At 33.6% G+C, this 18,954-nt stretch carries 17 protein-coding genes; 11 read left to right on the forward strand and 6 right to left on the reverse strand.

Annotated elements, in window-relative coordinates:
• Positions 1 to 41: 41 nt before the first annotated feature.
• Positions 42 to 1,169: a F0F1 ATP synthase subunit A gene (atpB, locus tag AC3WRL_RS11840; protein ID WP_214824320.1), complete on the reverse strand. Its 1,128-nt coding sequence runs from the start codon at positions 1,167 to 1,169 to the stop codon at positions 42 to 44.
• A 460-nt stretch (positions 1,170 to 1,629) separates the two neighbouring features.
• Between atpB and ffh the strand changes: the two genes are divergently transcribed.
• A complete protein-coding gene (ffh, locus tag AC3WRL_RS11845; RefSeq protein WP_214824318.1) occupies positions 1,630 to 2,991 on the forward strand; it encodes a signal recognition particle protein in 1,362 nt (453 codons plus the stop codon).
• A gap of 57 nt (positions 2,992 to 3,048) precedes the next feature.
• Here ffh and AC3WRL_RS11850 read toward each other — a convergent pair whose 3' ends face one another.
• The 4 genes from AC3WRL_RS11850 to AC3WRL_RS11865 all read right to left on the reverse strand — a co-directional run bounded on the left by AC3WRL_RS11850 (position 3,049) and on the right by AC3WRL_RS11865 (position 6,298).
• Positions 3,049 to 3,705, reverse strand: coding sequence for a porin family protein (locus tag AC3WRL_RS11850; RefSeq protein WP_214824315.1), 657 nt, complete (start codon positions 3,703 to 3,705; stop codon positions 3,049 to 3,051).
• Positions 3,706 to 3,793: 88 nt separating this feature from the next.
• Positions 3,794 to 4,450 (reverse strand): outer membrane protein, encoded by a 657-nt coding sequence (locus AC3WRL_RS11855; protein ID WP_214824312.1) that lies wholly within the window; start codon positions 4,448 to 4,450, stop codon positions 3,794 to 3,796.
• Positions 4,451 to 4,661: 211 nt separating this feature from the next.
• Positions 4,662 to 5,159 (reverse strand): hypothetical protein, encoded by a 498-nt coding sequence (locus tag AC3WRL_RS11860; RefSeq protein WP_214824309.1) that lies wholly within the window; start codon positions 5,157 to 5,159, stop codon positions 4,662 to 4,664.
• 182 nt (positions 5,160 to 5,341) lie between these two features.
• Positions 5,342 to 6,298, reverse strand: a complete 957-nt coding sequence (locus AC3WRL_RS11865; protein WP_214824307.1) for a PhoH family protein — start codon at positions 6,296 to 6,298, stop codon at positions 5,342 to 5,344.
• Between the two features lie 380 nt (positions 6,299 to 6,678).
• Between AC3WRL_RS11865 and AC3WRL_RS11870 the strand changes: the two genes are divergently transcribed.
• From AC3WRL_RS11870 to rplI, 6 genes are all read left to right on the forward strand, one after another.
• Positions 6,679 to 7,506, forward strand: a complete 828-nt coding sequence (locus AC3WRL_RS11870) for an SAM hydrolase/SAM-dependent halogenase family protein (RefSeq protein WP_214824303.1) — start codon at positions 6,679 to 6,681, stop codon at positions 7,504 to 7,506.
• Positions 7,507 to 7,569: 63 nt separating this feature from the next.
• The gene (locus AC3WRL_RS11875) at positions 7,570 to 8,877 is read left to right on the forward strand and encodes a dihydrolipoamide acetyltransferase family protein (protein ID WP_214824301.1); all 1,308 of its coding nucleotides are present in this window, start codon (positions 7,570 to 7,572) and stop codon (positions 8,875 to 8,877) included.
• 616 nt (positions 8,878 to 9,493) lie between these two features.
• Entirely contained in the window at positions 9,494 to 10,849 is a 1,356-nt protein-coding gene (locus AC3WRL_RS11880; RefSeq protein WP_492330349.1) for a chloride channel protein, read from the forward strand.
• A 143-nt stretch (positions 10,850 to 10,992) separates the two neighbouring features.
• The gene (gene rpsF, locus AC3WRL_RS11885; RefSeq protein WP_172278518.1) at positions 10,993 to 11,334 is read left to right on the forward strand and encodes a 30S ribosomal protein S6; all 342 of its coding nucleotides are present in this window, start codon (positions 10,993 to 10,995) and stop codon (positions 11,332 to 11,334) included.
• 30 nt (positions 11,335 to 11,364) lie between these two features.
• Complete coding sequence (gene rpsR / locus AC3WRL_RS11890) at positions 11,365 to 11,667, forward strand: 30S ribosomal protein S18 (protein WP_007844708.1); 303 nt, start codon at positions 11,365 to 11,367, stop codon at positions 11,665 to 11,667.
• 136 nt (positions 11,668 to 11,803) lie between these two features.
• The gene (gene rplI, locus AC3WRL_RS11895) at positions 11,804 to 12,322 is read left to right on the forward strand and encodes a 50S ribosomal protein L9 (protein ID WP_214824294.1); all 519 of its coding nucleotides are present in this window, start codon (positions 11,804 to 11,806) and stop codon (positions 12,320 to 12,322) included.
• 102 nt (positions 12,323 to 12,424) lie between these two features.
• Here rplI and AC3WRL_RS11900 read toward each other — a convergent pair whose 3' ends face one another.
• Positions 12,425 to 13,237: a helix-turn-helix domain-containing protein gene (locus tag AC3WRL_RS11900; protein ID WP_492330350.1), complete on the reverse strand. Its 813-nt coding sequence runs from the start codon at positions 13,235 to 13,237 to the stop codon at positions 12,425 to 12,427.
• 137 nt (positions 13,238 to 13,374) lie between these two features.
• Between AC3WRL_RS11900 and AC3WRL_RS11905 the strand changes: the two genes are divergently transcribed.
• The 4 genes from AC3WRL_RS11905 to AC3WRL_RS11920 all read left to right on the forward strand — a co-directional run bounded on the left by AC3WRL_RS11905 (position 13,375) and on the right by AC3WRL_RS11920 (position 18,923).
• Positions 13,375 to 14,712: a TolC family protein gene (locus AC3WRL_RS11905; protein ID WP_492330351.1), complete on the forward strand. Its 1,338-nt coding sequence runs from the start codon at positions 13,375 to 13,377 to the stop codon at positions 14,710 to 14,712.
• Positions 14,713 to 14,717: 5 nt separating this feature from the next.
• A complete protein-coding gene (locus tag AC3WRL_RS11910) occupies positions 14,718 to 15,764 on the forward strand; it encodes an HlyD family secretion protein (RefSeq protein ID WP_214824289.1) in 1,047 nt (348 codons plus the stop codon).
• A 191-nt stretch (positions 15,765 to 15,955) separates the two neighbouring features.
• Positions 15,956 to 17,518 carry an MFS transporter gene (locus AC3WRL_RS11915; protein ID WP_492330352.1) on the forward strand — a complete coding sequence of 521 codons (1,563 nt, stop codon included), beginning with the start codon at positions 15,956 to 15,958 and terminating at the stop codon, positions 17,516 to 17,518.
• 43 nt (positions 17,519 to 17,561) lie between these two features.
• Positions 17,562 to 18,923, forward strand: a complete 1,362-nt coding sequence (locus tag AC3WRL_RS11920) for an aldehyde dehydrogenase (protein WP_492330353.1) — start codon at positions 17,562 to 17,564, stop codon at positions 18,921 to 18,923.
• The last annotated feature ends 31 nt before the right edge of the window (positions 18,924 to 18,954 follow it).

Consider the following 18,954-nt stretch of genomic DNA (forward strand, 5'->3'; position numbering starts at 1 on the left):
TAAATATTTAGTTAAAAATTATTTTAAAATTAAAAGCTCTTTTAGTGAGCGTGTTCTTCATGTCCATGCTCGTGTTCGTGCTCTGCAACAGCGATACCAATAAACAATGCTGACAATACTGTGAATATATAAGCTTGTAACGCAGCAACTAATAGTTCCAATACAGAAACGAATAATGCTAATGGTACAGATGCAAATCCTAAGAATGGAGATTTAAAAATAAAGATCAAAGATATAATCGCTAAGATCATAATGTGACCTGCAGTAATGTTAGCAAAAAGTCGCATCATTAGAGCGAAAGGCTTTGTAAAAATCCCGATGATTTCAATTGGAACCATAATTGGGTACAATAATAGAGGAACTGGTGGCATAAAAATATGCTTCCAATAGTCTTTATTAGCACTGAACAAAGTAATTAATAAAGTAATAACAGCTAAAACTGCAGTAATTGCGATGTTACCTGTAAGGTTCGATCCACCTGGAAAGAATGGAACTAATCCAAAAAGGTTATTAAACCAGATAAAGAAAAATGCGGTTAATAAGTAAGGCATATATCTTTTATATTTCACTGATCCAATATTTGGTATCGCTACTTCATCTCTGATAAATACGATTACAGGCTCCATTATTTTCCCAAAACCTTTTGGAAGCTGAGATTTTTTATAATTTCTCGCCATGCTGATAAATACAACCAACATAAAGATCACTGACAAGAACATTGATGCGGCATTCTTTGTAATTGACAGATCGAAATAAACATCGCTTGATTTTTGTTTTCCACTTATTAAAGCAAACAAAGTTGCTTTTTGAATTCCTTTAGTAGAAACAACCTGTCCTTCTTCTAATGTATACCCATCGTGTTCATGACCATGAGCAATATTGCTTGAAAGGAAAGTATGCCATCCTTCATTATCCTTAATAATTATTGGCAATGGAACAGAAACATGATGCTCTTCTCCATTATCATCTTTGGTAGTCCATAAATGCCATTCGTTAGAATCACCAATGTGTTCCATGATCATTTTGGTAGCATTAAAGCCCTTTTCTGCTTCTGTATGCTCTACTTTTTCAGCTGCCTTCTCACCTTCAGATTCATGTTGTGCATTAGCTAAACCACTAATAAACACAAATAAAAATGCGAAAAATAATGAAGAAATTTTTCTGTTCATATCTCTTTTTTAATCGTGTGCAAATATATCGATTTTATTAAACTTTACCAATATTAAAAATTGATTTTTATCATCAAAAAAGTCAAGATTTGTTAATCAGTTTTATTATAGATAAATATATAAGGAAAGAAGCGATGATAAAGCAAATCACAATAAACAAAAAATCGGCTTTTGTTTTATCAATTATTAGTAAAGAAATAATAAGCCATACAACATCTTTGGAAAGGTTAACCACAAGAAATTTCATTCCTGCATCCGGTTTACCATACAAATATCTTTTAAACAGTATGTAGACTATACTGTTAAGGACTATTATTAAAAGTACAATAATGAGGCTATTCCAAATATTCATTTTGCAAAAATATAATTATAATTTATTAAGCAAAATAAATCTCTGTCCTCTATATAATATATATTATTAAAAATTCCTTATTTTTGCAGACTATAATTTACAATCAATATGTTTAATAGTTTACAGGATAAATTAGACAAAGCGCTTCATAATCTTTCCGGACGTGGAAAAATTACAGAAATCAATGTCGCGGAAACCGTAAAAGAAATTCGTAGAGCATTGGTAGATGCAGATGTTAATTATAAAGTAGCAAAAGATCTTACTAAAAGAGTTCAGGATAAAGCTTTAGGAGAGAATGTTCTTACTTCTCTTACCCCGGGGCAGTTGATGACTAAAATTGTTCATGACGAATTAGTCGACTTGATGGGTGGATCTCAGGAAGGCATTAATCTTTCTGGGAAACCTTCAGTAATTCTTATTGCGGGTCTTCAGGGTTCTGGTAAAACTACGTTTTCCGGGAAACTAGCTAATTATTTAAATACTAAAAAGAATAAAAAACCTTTATTGGTAGCATGTGACGTTTATCGTCCGGCTGCGATCGATCAGCTTAAAGTTTTAGGGGGTCAGATCGGAGTTCCTGTTTTCACAGAAGAAGGTTCTACAAACCCTTCTACAATTGCTGAAAATGCGATCAATTTTGCAAAAGCAAACGGCCACGATGTTGTAATCGTGGATACAGCAGGACGTTTGGCTATTGATGAGCAAATGATGAATGAGATCAAGTCTGTTCATTATTTCATCAAGCCTCAGGAAACATTATTTGTTGTTGACTCCATGACCGGTCAGGATGCCGTAAATACAGCAAAAGCATTTAATGAGGCTCTGAATTTTGATGGTGTTGTCCTTACCAAATTAGATGGTGATACAAGAGGGGGTGCTGCTTTAACGATCCGTTCTGTGGTTGAAAAACCAATCAAATTTATTTCTACAGGAGAGAAAATGGAGGCTTTAGATCTTTTCTACCCGGAAAGGATGGCTGACAGAATCTTAGGAATGGGAGATGTTGTTTCCCTAGTTGAAAGAGCTCAGGAGCAATTTGATGAAGAAGAAGCTAAAAAACTTCATAAAAAAATTGCTAAAAATGAATTTGGTTTTGATGACTTCTTGAAGCAAATTAACCAGATCAAGAAGATGGGTAATATGAAAGATTTAATGGGGATGATTCCAGGAGTTGGAAAGGCAATTAAAGATGTTGAGATCAGCGACGATGCATTCAAACATATTGAGGCGATCATCTACTCTATGACTCCGGATGAAAGAAGAAGACCTTCTATTATTAATACACAGAGAAAACAAAGAATTGCCAGAGGTGCGGGAAGAAAGATTGAGGATGTAAACCAATTGATGAAGCAATTTGATCAAATGGGTAAAATGATGAAGATGATGCAAGGCCCTCAAGGAAAGCAGATGATGCAGATGATGAGCAAAATGCCAAACATGCCGGGAATGGGTGGTATGATGGGGAAATAGTGAATATAAAAATAATAAGACATAAAAAAACTCTCAGAAATTCTGAGAGTTTTTATTTTATTTGAATTTATATCCCAATCCGATCTGGAAGAAATTCATCTTCAATTTTTCATCCTGTACAGGATTTTTGATCATATTTGTAAGTCCGAAACTATAACGTGCATCTACAAATAATCCTTTGTATACATTGTAATCAGCACCGAAGAAAAGTCCAAAATCTGTAGATTTTAAATTATCATTGAAAGCTCTTTCAAGATATTCTTCACCCTCGTTGATTCCCTGAGGGTTGGCCATTGCTCCACTTACTTTAATTTTTGCCGTCGTATTGGTTTTAAAACTCACATAAGGACCTGCATAAATTCCTAATTCCGGAGTTGCATAATATCTTGCTGATACAGGAATTACAATTCTATTAAAATTTAAATTTTCAGTTACTGTAACCCCACCAGGCAGTGACACTTTTGCCTTTCCTCCTAAATTTGCATATTGTACTTCTCCCTGAACAGCAAATTTATTATTAAATTTATGCTCAACTAAAGCTCCAATATAAAATCCAGATTTTGATTTTAAGCCTCCTTCAATCTCCTCAAATTCAATATCATTGTCATTAGAATTTAATTTTGATAAAGCATAACCAGCTTTTACTCCAAATTTAGTCTGCGCATTCATACTCGCAAAAAAAGCCAATGCTGATGCTAATAAGATTTTTTTCATGTTCGATTGATTTTAAAATTTTAGTTTTATTTATAACAAAAAGACCTAAGCAAGCTTAAGTCTTTTTATATTTAATGTACTTTGTTAATTACTTAGCAAAAACATATTTAACTCCGAAAGTTACGGAAGATAAGTTCAATCCGAAGTTATAGTTGTTAGTAGCATCACCGTCTTTTGGCTTATAATTGCTGTAACCAAACTCTCCGATTGTAGCTTCGATAGACCAGTTTTTGTTTAAGAAATAATCTAAACCTGGCTTCACAGTAACACCAATTTTAGTGTATTTAGCTTCAGTAGAAGTTGAGTTTGTAACTGTAGTAGAACCTGAAGTAGTTACTGAATTGTTTTCAGTTTCAGTTTTCCCAAACTGCATTGGTACTGCTAATTGTCCGAAAATATATAATTTATCAGATAAAGTCCAATATTTTCTTACGAAAGGAGCAACAACAAAAGCTGGTTTTTTAACAATGCTTTCAGTTACATTTACAGCACCTGGCAATGCTAAAGTCGTTGTTTGAGTAGTTTTTTCAGTCTGGTATCCAACTCCAACTCCAACTGCTAAGTTTGTTCCAACAAAATATCCAACTGTAGGTAATACATTGAAGTTTTCTTTTTTGTAGTTACCATTGTCGCTTTCTTCTTGAGAATAACCAACAGATCCTGATAAATATGCAGTTCCTTTTGCAATCTGAGCATTAGATAAACCGAAAAGTGCAATAGCACTCGCTAATAATAATTTTTTCATTTTAAAAAATTTTAATACTTTCTTAGAGCAAATTTACAGCGGGGTACCTTAATATTAAAATTTGTTAATATGATTAATATCACTCACAAAAATCAATGCTTTATAATAATAAAATGCAGCTGAGAGGGACTTTTAAGTTTTTCACAATATTTTGAATAAAAAAACTCCAATTATGCAATTGGAGTTAAGAAACCTTAATATTTCTTAAAATTTATCTAAGGTAGAAATTGTAACCAATATTTACAGCTCCTATAGTCCAGCTTGTTCTATACCAGCCATAATCACGTCTGTTACTAATGCTTTGGTACCCTATATACAATTCTCCTTTAGACATTTGATAACCAAATTTTGGCTGAGCATAAAATCCGCCATCGATACCATCTTTTAAAGAAATTGCATATCCAAGATCTAATCCTACAAAAATAGGAGCCCCTGAAAACTTATACTTTCCAGAAACAGCCACTGGAATAAATCCAAAATCATCAAAGTTGTCTTTCCCAAAGAAATGAGAGTATCCAGAAGCAACACCCAGGTCGAAACCTTTTGCAATATTCCACATATAAGATGCGTCCACACCTAAAGTAAATGATGAAACATCACTGGCATCAGCTACAGGAATCCCAATATGCCCCCCTAGTTTAAAACCTTCTTGTGCATGAACAGCACTCCCTAGTAGCGCAAAAGCGCCCAATAATAATAGTTTTTTCATTTTTAAATAGTTTTGATTGATACTGCAAAATTAACATTTATTTTTAATTTCAAAACCAGTAAAAACACGGATAAAAAAACCACTTACTTAATAAGTGGTTCAAATTATAATATTATAAGCTTCTTTTTTCTTGACTTTTTCGATTGACTGAACTATTCTTTATTTGGAAAACCATCATTCTTTTAATCTCTTAACCTTTTATCCTCTTCATTGTAAGCAAGAATAATTTTTCTCACAACTGGATGTCTTACCACATCTTCTTCAGTAAGATGTACAAAACCTATTTCATTGACTCCATGAAGAATTCGCATGGCTTCTTTTAGTCCAGATTGTTGGTTTCTTGGTAAATCTATCTGAGTTGGATCTCCCGTAATAATGAATTTAGCATTCATTCCCATTCTGGTAAGAAACATCTTCATTTGAGCATGTGTTGTATTTTGTGCTTCATCCAAAATAACGAAGGCGTCGTCCAGCGTTCTACCTCTCATAAAAGCTAATGGAGCCACTTCAATTACTTTTTTCTCCATAAAACCTTCCAGTTTCTCATGAGGAATCATATCTCTAAGAGCATCATATAATGGCTGTAAATATGGATCAAGCTTTTCTTTCAGATCTCCTGGTAAAAAACCTAAACTCTCCCCTGCTTCTACTGCGGGTCTGGTAAGAATAATTCTTTTAACTTCTTTATCTCTTAAAGCCCTCGCTGCTAAAGCGACACTGGTATATGTTTTACCAGTCCCGGCAGGTCCTATAGCAAAAACCATATCTTTTTTCTCTGTCTCTTTTACAAGTTTTTTAAGATTAGTGGTTTTAGCTTTTATTACTTTACCATTAACTCCTTTTACGATAATATCCTGATCAAAGATCAAATGTTTTTCGTTCTCGTCCTTAATATTAAGAAGGTTTTCAACATCCTTAAGTTCAATAGAATTATTTTTTGAAATAAATTTAACAATATCATCAAGTTTTTGTCTAAATATATCTAAAGCTTCCTGATTTCCTTTTGCCAAGATATAATGATCTCTACCAGTAATTTTAAGGGTTGGAAAGCTGGATTTTAATAAATTGAAATATTGGTTATTAACTCCATAGAAGATTTTCACATCGATATCTTCCAAATCATATGTTAATTCAAACATGTAAGCATTTTTTTATTAGATCTAAATTTAGAGTTTTTTTTCAAACTTGTATTAATTTTGTTAGTAACAATTTTCATCTCAAGGGCTTTAAGACACAATTGCTTAACCCTTAATTAAATAAAATACATTTTCATTCTAAATTTATTGAAAATAAATACAAATTTAAGTTTGTCGTTATATTTCCAAGTATCAAAATAACAGTTTTCATATTGTATCTGGGATTCATCTAATTTTAGAGATCAGCCCTGTTTTAGATGGCAGCTATATAATCAAATCGCCTTGCAGTTACTCTTTTTATTATTTTTTATGAGTTGTAAACACCCGATTTTCCTTTATTTTAAATAAATTTGCAAGACTAGTATTATTCCACAACTACAAAAATGTCAATTATCACGCTTACTTCGGATTTCGGAAATTTAGATTACAGGGTTTCAGCTGTGAAAGGTAAGATTCTTTCTCTAAATCCTGAGGTTAACATTATTGATATTACCCACGAAATTCAGGCATACAATCTTATACAGACTTCATATATCGTAAGAAATGCTTATAAACATTTTCCTAAAGGAACCATTCATATCGTATCTGTAGACAGCTTTTATCACAAATCACGAAGAAATATTTTATACAAGGCAGATGGTTCTTACTTTTTAGCAGCCGACAATGGCCTATTAAGTCTTGTATTTTTTGATATTAAACCTGAGGCTATTTATGAGATTACTTTAAATAACAGGTTTGATGATGTTATTAATTTTACTTCTACAGATATTTTTGTGCCGGCGGCAGTACATTTGGCTAACGGGGGCCTTCCGGAAGTGATCGGTAGAAAAATAAAAAATGTAAAAGAACTTTTATTTCCAAAACCGGTCTATAACGAGGCTGAAAAAATGATTATTGGCGAGGTCATGTACATTGATAATTTCGGAAATATAATATCAAATATCAGCAAGGATTTTTTTGAAGCAGCAGGTAAAGGACATGAGAACTTTACGATCAAATTCAGGAATTTAAGTCTTTCAAAAGTATTTTCAAGTCACACTGAGGTTGTTTCAGATTGGGAAAGGGAGACTGAATTTCACGGACAGTCAGCAGCTATTTTTAATGACAGTCAACTGTTGGAGCTTACCATTTATAAAGGAAGCAAAAAAAATGGTGCAAAAAGTTTGTTTGGATTAAATGTTGGCGGTAATATTTACATAGAATTTCTGTAAAATTATATATTCCGTAAAAAAACCGATTTTTTTTATATATTTGTCAAAATCTAAAAAATAAAAATGGCAGAGTACAAATTATTGCTTCCTTCCATGGGAGAAGGTGTTATGGAAGCTACAATTATCACTTGGTTATTCAATGAGGGTGATCATGTGAAGGAGGATGATTCCGTAGTAGAAATTGCAACAGATAAGGTAGATTCAGACGTTCCGACACCAGTTTCGGGAAAAATTATAAAAATCTTAAAGCAAAAGGATGAAGTTGCTAAAGTTGGTGAAGCCATTGCTATTTTAGAAATTGAAGGAGAAGGCGGAAATACAGCTGAAGAAGTTAAAACTGAAACTCCAGCTTCTGCTCCGGATACACAAGTTTTAAAAACAATTGAAGAACCGTTGAAAACGGGGAATTCTAATGTTGAATTTTCAGGAGACCTTTACTTATCTCCACTTGTAAAATCAATTGCACAACAAGAAAATATTTCAGAATCTGAACTAAAATCCATTAAAGGAAGTGGTTTAGAAGGAAGAATTACCAAAGAAGATATATTATCATATGTAAGTAATAGAGGTAGCCAGCCTCAGGCAGCACCAGTTCAGCAAGCTATTTCAGCTCCACAGCCAGTTGCTACAACTCCTGTTGTTACTCCAATCTCAGTTTCAGTAGGTGATGAGATCATTCCAATGGACAGAATGAGAAAAATCATTGCTGAGAACATGGTAAAAGCAAAACATATTGCGCCGCATGTTACTTCTTTCATTGAAACAGACGTTACCAACGTTGTAAAATGGAGAAATAAACATAAGGATCTATTCGAAAAACGCGAAGGTGAAAAACTTACTTTCATGCCTATTTTTGTTAAAGCAATTGTAAAAGCAATCCAGGACTATCCAATGATCAATGTTTCTGTAAATGGAGATAATATCATTAAAAAGAAAAACATCAATATTGGTATGGCTACGGCACTTCCTGATGGAAACCTTATTGTTCCTGTAATTAAAAATGCAGATCAACTTTCTCTTTCTGGTTTGGCAAAAGCGATCAATGATTTAGCTTTCAGAGCAAGAAATAAGAAATTAAGACCGGAAGACACTCAGGGAGCTACTTATACAATATCTAATGTAGGAAGCTTTGGAAATTTAATGGGAACTCCTATTATTCCTCAGCCTCAGGTTGCTATTTTAGCAATTGGAGCAATTGTTAAAAAACCTGCAGTATTAGAAACTAAAGATGGTGATGTGATTGCTATTCGTCAGTTAATGTTCATGTCTCACTCTTATGACCACAGAGTGGTAGACGGTTCTTTAGGTGGAATGTTCCTGAAACATGTTCATGACTACCTTCAAAACTGGGATCTGAATACAGAAGTATAAGTAATAGGCAATAATTCGTATTGCTTATTATAAAATATTAACCTTCGATTTATCGGAGGTTTTTTTACGTGTAAAAATCATTATACGTCTAATTCTTAGCACCTGCCAACGAAATTACCCAAACGGCAAATACCCCGTAAATAATCAGAAAAATCAACACAGAGAAGAAAAAAACAAGAAGTAATATCCTGGTTATCCCAGCCTTTGAAAAAATGACACCCAAAAGAATAACAAACAGATTGAGTAAGACGAGATAGTGATAAGTATCAAAAAACTCATTAGTCAAAAATCCATTGATTATTAAAAATAAGATATGAGAAATAACAAAAAATATGCAAACCAAGATTGCTAATGCATTTGGATTTTTCTTAAAAACTTCAAACATATCTTTATTTTATTAATTTCAGAACTAATATAATCATTTAAAAGATTTATGGACCTATTCTTCTACTTATTGGAAGTTAAACGAATTAGTATTACATTTAAAACAAACTTTAAATGATGAAATTAGATTATAAAAACAAATGCTTTTCTTTGCCAGTATCGAGGTTAAAAAATCACTGGCATTCCTCTTCTCAAATCAACGTACCCTCTTTAAACATTACCAATTAGTCTTATGCGTTCCATTCTTACCATCGTCCGCAGAGGTCTCAAGAAGTCTTTTGACAATATCCGAAACGAACAATTGAAGTACAACCTGCTTCAGGCTATTCCATTTTGGGTTGGCTCAGTGATCACAGGATTTTTTGCCGTGATGTACGCTAAAATATTTGCCTGGGGTGAAGGACTTTTAAATATAATTTTTAATTGGCATTCATGGATGATCTTCATTATTGCTCCAATCTGTTTTGTCTTGTCATGGTGGCTTGTTAAAGAATTTGCTCCCAATGCTAAAGGAAGTGGAATTCCACAGGTAATGGCGGCTGTAGAATTAGCCAATCCAAAGGAACACACAAAAATAAGAAGTCTGCTTAGTCTTAAAATTATCTTTTTTAAAATTATTTCCTCAGTTATATTAGTAATTGGCGGTGGTGCAGTTGGACGTGAAGGACCTACTATTCAAATTGCAGGTTCTATCTTTAGGAAAGTCAATGAATATCTTCCTGAATGGTGGCCGAAAATATCCAAAAAGAATATGATAATGACTGGTGCAGCAGCCGGACTCGCAGCCGCTTTTAACACTCCTCTTGGCGGAATTGTATTTGCTGTGGAAGAATTATCAAAGACCCACATCAACTACTTTAAAACAGCTCTTTTTACTGCTGTGATCATTGCTGGCCTAACCGCTCAAACCTTAGCCGGTTCCTATTTATACCTGGGTTATCCTAAAACACATGATGTTTCTCTTATGGTTATGTTTCCCATTGTTCTTGTAGCAGGTGTATCAGGTATTTTGGCAAGCCAGCTTTCTGTTATGATGCTCAAAATGAATGACTGGAAAAAGAAAAACCTTAAAACAGATGGAGCAAACGTATTTTTTCTTGTAGCTTGTGCACTTATCATCGCATCCATTGCCTATTTCATTAACCGAGAGATTTTAGGTTCTGGGAAAGAGATCATGGAACGGGTCCTTTTCACCAAAAATAAACATGAAGACTGGTATGTTCCCATCTTAAGAATGCTGGGGCCTGCTCTATCATTTACTTCTGGTGGTGCCGGTGGGATTTTCGCTCCTGCCCTTTCAGCTGGTGCAAGTATTGGCTCGGTCATTTCCGGAGTCATCCATCTCACCCAAAATGAAACAAACGTCGTTATCCTAGCTGGAATGGTCGCTTTTCTTACCGGAATTACAAGGGCTCCCTTTACCTCGGCCATTATTGTTCTTGAAATGACCGACAGGCACTCATTGATTTTTCATTTAATGCTGGCAGGAATGGTTTCCTCTATTCTTTCTATTTTAGTTAGCCGTCACTCGTTATACGATGTATTAAAAGTAAATTTCTTAACTGAAATAAGAAATAAGAAGAAATAAGAAGAAGGCTTAAGGAATATAATTGATAATTCATAACTTTTAATTATTAATTCAGTTCTAACAAATATTCACGATCTATTGCATACTTAAAATACTTTCACTAATTTTGCACCTCGAAATAATTAACAAATTCATTTAACATTATGAACAATTACGAAACTGTTTTCATTTTAACTCCCGTTCTATCTGACGCACAGGTGGAGGAAGCAGTAAAAAAATTTGAAACTCTTTTAAAAGAGAAAAACTGCGAAATCGTTGCTAAAGAGAACTGGGGATTAAAAAAATTAGCTTATCCGATTCAATTAAAAAAGAACGGATTCTACACTTTAATCGAGTTTAAAGGAGAAGGTACTATCGTTGCTGATTTAGAATTAGCTTTCAAACGTGACGAAAGAGTAATCCGTTACCTTACTACGAAGCTTGACAAGCATGCTATTGACTATGCTGTAACAAGAAGAACTAAAGTAAAAGTAGCTAAAGCTTAATTATTAACCCATTATTAAAAAAGACAAGACATGGCAATAGATGAAATGGCTAAACAAGCCTCAGCTGGAGGAGAATCAGAAGTAAAATTCCTTACTCCACTTGATATCAATACAAAATCTGAAAAGAAATATTGTAGATTCAAAAAATTTGGAATTAAGCATGTAGATTATAAAGATGCTGATTTCTTATTACAGTTCGTAAACGAACAAGGTAAAATTTTACCAAGAAGATACACTGGAACTTCTTTAAAATACCAAAGAAAAGTTTCTGCTGCTATCAAAAGAGCAAGACATTTGGCTTTAATGCCTTACGTAGCTGACTTATTAAAATAAGACAACAAAAAAATAAATAAGAGAAGAAGGTTCGCCTTCTTCTTTTGTTGCTGAATTAATTTATAAATTCTAACGAAGGAAAGAGAAACCCGGAATATAAACCCCGGAACTCGGAACTCTAAAACGGACAACAACAATGGAAATTATCTTAAAAAAAGACGTAGAAAACTTAGGACTTGAGTTTGATACAGTAAATGTAAAACCAGGTTATGCTAGAAACTTTTTACTTCCTCAAGGAATTGCTCTTTTAGCTACACCAAAAAATAAAGCGACTTTAGAAGCTACTTTAGAAGCTAGAAAAGAAGAAGAAGCTAAATTAGTTGCTGCTGCTAACGCTGTAGTAGATCAATTGAAGAAAACTTCTATCACTATTCCTGCTAAAGTTGGATCTGGTGATAAATTATTCGGATCTATCAACAATGCTGACCTTTCTGCAGCTCTTGCTAAAGCTGGTGTTGAAGTAGAAAAGAAATACATCAAAATCCCTGGAAATACAATCAAGAGAACTGGTAAAGTAACTGCTATCATCAGATTACACAGAAATGTTGAATACAACTTCGAATTTGATGTTGTTTCTGACGCTCCTGTTGTAGCTGCTCCTAAAAAAGTAGAAGCTCCTAAACCTGCAGCTGAAACTGAATCAGAAGAAGCTTAAGAATAAACGGGATTTCCCGAAATATATAAACCACTTCCTTTGAAGTGGTTTTTTTGTTTTCATTTTTATCTAGCTTTTAATCACCGTTAAATCCTTCCTTTTCTAATTCCTACCCCCTTCTCCTTTCAACTTCTGTTGATATTCTGTGGGCGGTATTCCTATTACTTTCTTGAAGATAGTACTGAAAGAAGACAGACTGTTATACCCAACCATCATTGCAATCTCGTACATATTATATTTTCCTTCAAGCATCAATTCCAATGAACGGGTAATTCGTAACGCACGTAAAAAACGGACATAATTCATCCCTAGAATCTCTTTAAACTTTCTGGATAATGTTCTGGTACTCATTCCAAATTCTTTGGCTGTAGATTCAATGGTAAGATTCTTTTCAAGATTGGCGTGAATATATTTTGCTACCCTCAATAACATTTCATCTTTAGGAAAAGGATGCTGAACCGGGAATGCCAACTTCTTATCTCTTTTTTCCGGTAAAATTCCTTTTAATGCTTTGAGGAAATAATATTTTGAACCATCATTTTTTGTGATTTTCCCATCCCAGTCTTTTGTATATAAAATCATCTCCCGAAGTAAATGGCTGACAGAATAGATATTGATTTCATCAAAGAAGCCATTTTCTTCGCTATCTTTTTTAAAATAAAAATTGTATAAATCGACTTTTGGACTGGATGTAAAAATATAATGTGGAATTCCAGCAGGAATCCACATAAAGCATCGTGCCGGAAGATACCAATGTTTAAGTTCCGTAAAAATATGCACAATACCCCCTTCTGCATACACTAATTGTGCAGAACTGTGATTATGAATATCTGTTTTTATATTTCCAGTAAGAACGTGAAAAACATAAAATTCTGCATCCTCTTCTTCTACCGCTTTAAAATGACTATCATTCATAGGATAAAGGTAATGAGAATATTTTTATTTGGCGTAAATGAGCAAATCTTTTTCTGCTTTAACAAATAGTGTCCAGGCAGACAGCTCGTACCTTTGCAGTATCAAAATCAATTTAGCAAAAAACCTTTAATTAATTTATGAAAATGATATTTAGCACGCGCAGATATCACTGGATTGCGTTGTGCTTATTACTGATAAGCAGTTTCTTACACTCACAAGTGATCAATTACCAAAACCTCAGTCTTCAACAAGCTATAGAATTGGGCTTAAAGAATAATAAAAATATTCTGATCAGCCATCTTAAACAAACCATGTCTGAAACCAAAGAGAAAGATCTCAGAATGGAAAAACTCCCGGATATTGAGTTTCACACTAGTTACAATCAGGTATCCAACCTTTTTCAACATGAAAATGGTGTGTTTCGAAAAGCTACTAAATATGATGTCATCAATGGAATGTATGATTTCACCCTTTCAGCATCTATTCCCGTTTATATGGGTGGAAGAATTAAAAATACAGAGAAAAAAGCATCTATTGACACTGAAATTTCAACATTGAAAACCCAGCTCGATGAAAGAGAACTTAAAATGGAAATCATCACTGCCTTTTTGCAAATCCATCATTTAAAGGAACAACAGGATCTTATTAATGAAAAAATGAAGGAAGATTCTGTAAACATCAAACAGGTAAAAGCTTTAAAGGCTAACGGGGTTGTTACTTTTAATGAAGTATTGAGAACTTCTCTGCAACTTTCCAATCACAAAATGAGCTGGACAGAGCTTGATAATGATATCCAAATAGCCGAACATCAATTAAAAACAATTCTTTTTATTCCGGACAATCAGGAAATACATACCAATACTGATGACCTTGTTTCTGATCATGCGGAAATCCCTTATATCAACGAATTAACGGCAACAGCATTGGTTAAAAATGAAAACATAGAAATTACAAAGAAAAATCTTTCTTTAAAAGAACTGGATCAAAAAAACGTAAAGGCAAATTATCTACCAAAGATCACGGCAGGAGGAGAATATTTCATTAAATATCCCAATATGATGTTCTTTCCACCAGAGCCATATGCTTATCGTTTAGGCATGATTGGAGTCAATCTCATCTATCCTATTGAAAGCCTATATAAGAACAAATACAAAATGCAGGAAGCAAAGGAAAACATAGATCTGGCGAAATTACAGATCGAAGAAAAGGAAGAGGGGTTGAAACATTCTGTTTATGAAGCTTATAAAAAATTCGAAGAGACCGATCAAAAAGTAAAAATAGCGGAAGAAGCTATTAATCAGGCTAAAGAAAACTATCGTATAGTCAAAACAAAATATGCCAACAAATTAAGCTTGATTACAGAACTTATTGATGCAGATAATACTTATCTGGAAACCCAATCTAATCTTATTTCGGTGAAGATCAACAGACAATTAAAATATTACCAACTTCAATATACCATCGGAAACTTATAAAAATTATGAATAAGAAGCAATTGACTAAAAAAGAAGAAAGGATCAACAAAACGATTACTTTATTAGCCTGGATTCTCATCATAAGCGGAATTACGGGAATGGTAAGTTTTTATCTTTTTTCAAGAAAAAATGTTACGACAAATGATGCGCAGATTGAACAATACATCACTCCTGTTTCAAGTAAGGTTTCGGGTTTTATTAAAACCGTACGATTCAATGAAAATCAGTTTGTACATAAAGGAGATACTTTAATCATAATTGATAATCGTGAATTCATCAACCAGGTAAAAATTGCTGAAGCCAATCTTCATGCTAATTCAGAAAATATTACAACCATCCAGAGTGGTGTAAATACTAAAGAAAGTGACACCAAGATTATTGATGCTAAAATAGCTTCCGCGAAAATTGATATCTGGAGAACTGAACAGGATTTTAAAAGATATAAAAATCTGGTAGCAGAAGACGCAGCAACTGAACAACAGTTTGAGAATATAAAAGCTTCTTATGATCAGGCAAAAGCTAATCTCATGGCATTAGAACAGCAAAAAAATGCCGTACGAGCCGGTGCAAATGAACAGGAAACAAAAGTTGCTCCAGCAAAAAGCCAGATTCAACAAAGCTCAGCGAGTCTTAATAATGCTAAACTATTCCTATCGTACACCGTGGTAACAGCACCTTATGATGGATGGGTTGGCAAAAAAACAATCCAGGAAGGGCAATTAATTAAAGAAGGACAGGCTTTGGTTCAAATCGTAAGTAAGGAAAAATGGATCATTGCCAATTTTAAAGAAACTCAGTTAGGACTAATTGATCAAAAACAAGAAGTAGTCATTGAGGCAGATGCTTTTCCTGATATTAAATTTAAAGGAAAAATATCCTCCATATCTCCTGCATCAGGTTCTCAGTTTTCTTTGGTTAAGCCTGATAATGCTACCGGAAATTTTGTGAAAATAGAACAGAGATTTCCTGTGAAAATTATTCTTGATCATAACCATGACAATGAAAAACTACTTTCTGGAATGAATGTTTTGGTAAGTGCCAGAAAACTGTAAAACCGCGGATTTGAGAATAATTATTCATCTAGTTCCTGCTGCCAAACATCTAAACAACTATAAATATTTAACGGAAAGGTAAAACTGCGAAAGCGTGAATTTGCGAGTTTTTTCTTTAAGCATTTTTACCATTTTACCTTTTACTTTTACATTTCATGCGCTTTTGCCTTTCCGTTTTTATACTATAAAAAATGCAACATAATTCAGTTTATTATAAATGGGTACCACAATGGCTGAAATTGCCGCTTCTTATTCTGGCGCTTTTTCCCCACCTGATGTTATTATCTATTCTACATTCTAATAGTGCCTTCACATCCTCTTTTATGGATGTAGATCCGGATGACATCCAATACTTATTGATTTTGATGTACGGGACATTTGTGGTTACCCTTTTAGTTTTACAGCGATTCATGGCCTACTTTAGCGTTAAATATTATATTTTACTGATGTCTTCGATCTCTGTAATTATCCTTTATATTTTATCAATAACCAACGACTATCATGTAATTCTTGTTATCAGATTTCTGGAAGGAATTTTCGGACTTCTGGAAGGTGCTATATTTTTGCCCCTGATCATAGCAGAATTGAAAACCAAACATGCCAAAGTGATCGCTTATCTTTTCATGTATACCATCATGCTGACCGGTGGAACAGTGACCACCTCTTTATTAAAATCAAGTATCCAGGATTATGATTTCAAGCACATGATTTTAATGATTGTCTACTTTCACATTTTTGTTTTGATCATTGGTATCGCTTTGTTTAACAGAAACAGATTTTTCCCTAAAAAACCTTTATACCAGCTAGATATTACAAGTTGGTTTTTACTATGGACCTGTCTGCAATCTGGAGCTTATGCCATTATCTACGGAAAACGATTGATGTGGTTTGAATCTGAGACCATTATTTTATGTTTGTTCACTTTTTTAATATCCGGAGGACTATTTATCCTAAAACAGAGAAACTCTAAAAGGCCGATTTTCCATTTTGAAGTATTAAACTCTAAAAATGTAATTGCCGGGATGATCTTATTTTTTGTTTTTTACCTGATACGTTCCGGATTAAATAATGTCTACAGCATCATGGCTACTGTTTGGAAATGGCCCTGGGATTATATTGTTGATGTTCAATACTGGAATGTTGCAGGAACTCTTATAGGTGTATTTTTATCAGGAATCTGCCTGATGAAAGGCATTTCTTCAAGAATCGTATTTTTCACTGGATTTCTCTTGTTAGCGATTGATTGTGCTTGGTTTACCTACACTTTTTATCCTGACACTACGCTCTCCACTATTTGCCCACCTTTATTTTTACAGGGAATTGCTCAAGGTTTATTATTTACTCCGCTTGTCTTTTTTTTAATAGCCGGTCTTCCAGAAGATTTTGTTGCTAATGGCACTGCTATGGGGACTACTACCCGATTCTGGACAACAGCTATAGGATATGCTTTGATGCAAAATTTAATGCTGTTTTTAACTTTAAAACACTCTGACAGCTTAAGTTATAACCTAACTGATACAAATCCTGTTTTTTATTCCCAATGGAATCAGATCTTTGGAACTAACATCTCTAAATTACCAATCAATGAGTCATTATCTCTGACAGCAGGAGCATTTAAAGCTAAAATCACCTCTCAGGCTATTTTACTGTCTAATATGGAAATATTCACTGGATTATTCTGGCTGGCATTTATTACAGCCTTGCTCCTATTATTATATCACCCCGTTAAAATTGCTATCAGAAATATCATGTAATATTTTAGGCAATAAATTTGCATTGTTTCCTAAAATTTGAGGTATGAAAATTCAGGAAATAATAGCGGGTCAAAAAACATTTTTCAAAACACATAAAACTAAAAATATAAAATTTAGAAAAATGTATCTTGAAAAGTTAAAAGAACTTATTATTCAAAATGAAGAGCTTTTATATCGTGCAATTGAGAGCGATTTTGGAAAATCAAGATTTGACACTTTTACAACAGAAATTTCTTTTGTTTTAAAAGACATTGATTATTATTTAAAAAATCTGAAAACACTTTCAAAACCTAAAAAAGTCTCCACAAACCTCGCTAATCAGATAGGAAAAAGTAAAATTCATCAGGAACCCCTGGGATGTATTCTTGTAATCGGGGCATGGAACTATCCGTATCAATTATCACTTTCTCCTTTAGTTGCAGCTTTGGCAGCAGGAAACTGCTGTATTTTAAAACCCAGTGAAATCGCCGGAAATACAATGAATGTAATGTCTAAAATCATCAATGAAAACTTTCCTTCAGAATACATCTATGTTTATAAAGGCGGAATTGATGAAACAACAGACCTTTTACGTCTAAAATTCGATAAAATATTTTTTACAGGAAGTACCAAGGTTGGCAAAATTATCTATAAAGCGGCTGCGGAACATTTAACTCCAGTAACCTTAGAGTTGGGAGGAAAATCACCTGCTATAGTTACTAAAGATGCTAATCTGGAAGTTGCGGCCAAAAGGATTGTATGGGGAAAATTTCTAAATGCCGGGCAGACCTGTGTAGCACCCGACTATCTTTTGGTAGAGGAATCTGTTCAGGAACAGTTTCTGGAAATGCTGAGAAAATACATTAAAGAATTTAAGTATGAACCCAATTCCGATCAATACACAAGAATTATCAACCAGAAAAATTTCCAGCGTCTTATACAGCTTATCAATAAAGAAAAAATTTATTTTGGCGGCAATTACAATGAGGAAAATCTCTATATAGAACCTACTATTTTAACCGCTGTCAATTGGGAAGATAATGTTATGCAGGAAGAGATTTTTGGACCAATTTTACCTGTCATTTCTTTTACCAATTTTAATCAAATTTTGCTTAGTATTACCGATCTGGAGAAACCACTTGCCGCCTATTTATTTACTGACAATTTAGAAGAGAAAGAGGCTTTCACGCAAAAAATATCATTTGGTGGAGGTTGTATAAATGATGTAGTGATGCACTTAAGCAATGACAATTTACCTTTTGGTGGAGTTGGAAATTCAGGTATTGGGAATTACCATGGACGGTATGGTTTTGAAACCTTTTCACATCAAAAATCAATATTGGAAAAAGTAACCTGGGGTGAACCCAATATAAAATATCCACCCTATTCTGATAAAAAGCTAAGCTGGATTAAAAAGCTTTTATAAAAATAAAAAACCGAGAAAATTCTCGGTTTTA

The organism is Chryseobacterium sp. FW101-FHT12H09, assembly GCF_058790395.1.